This window comes from Citrobacter freundii complex sp. 2024EL-00216 (assembly GCF_043945515.1).
GTDB classification, from domain to species: domain Bacteria; phylum Pseudomonadota; class Gammaproteobacteria; order Enterobacterales; family Enterobacteriaceae; genus Citrobacter; species Citrobacter portucalensis.
In genome coordinates, this window is sequence record NZ_JBIMRA010000074.1 from 1 (window position 1) to 700 (window position 700).

A 700-nucleotide genomic window follows, 5' to 3' on the forward strand; every position below is an offset into this window, starting at 1 on the left:
CCTGGCCTTTGCGTAGTGCACGCATCACCTCAATACCTTTGATGGTGGCGTAAGCCGTCTTCATGGATTTAAATCCCAGCGTGGCGCCGATTATCCGTTTCAGTTTGCCATGATCGCATTCAATCACGTTGTTCCGGTACTTAATCTGTCGGTGTTCAACGTCAGACGGGCACCGGCCTTCGCGTTTGAGCAGAGCAAGCGCGCGACCATAGGCGGGCGCTTTATCCGTGTTGATGAATCGCGGGATCTGCCACTTCTTCACGTTGTTGAGGATTTTACCCAGAAACCGGTATGCAGCTTTGCTGTTACGACGGGAGGAGAGATAAAAATCGACAGTGCGGCCCCGGCTGTCGACGGCCCGGTACAGATACGCCCAGCGGCCATTGACCTTCACGTAGGTTTCATCCATGTGCCACGGGCAAAGATCGGAAGGGTTACGCCAGTACCAGCGCAGCCGTTTTTCCATTTCAGGCGCATAACGCTGAACCCAGCGGTAAATCGTGGAGTGATCGACATTCACTCCGCGTTCAGCCAGCATCTCCTGCAGCTCACGGTAACTGATGCCGTATTTGCAGTACCAGCGTACGGCCCACAGAATGATGTCACGCTGAAAATGCCGGCCTTTGAATGGGTTCATGTGCAGCTCCATCAGCAAAAGGGGATGATAAGTTTATCACCACCGACTATTTGCAACAGTGCC

General features: G+C 53.6%; 1 protein-coding gene. It reads right to left on the reverse strand.

What is annotated here, in order from left to right; genetic code table 11:
- Positions 1-637: IS6-like element IS26 family transposase (locus tag ACHHZ7_RS25460; RefSeq protein ID WP_032050496.1), on the reverse strand; the 637-nt coding region annotated here is incomplete at its 3' end.
- Positions 638-700 lie beyond the last annotated feature (63 nt).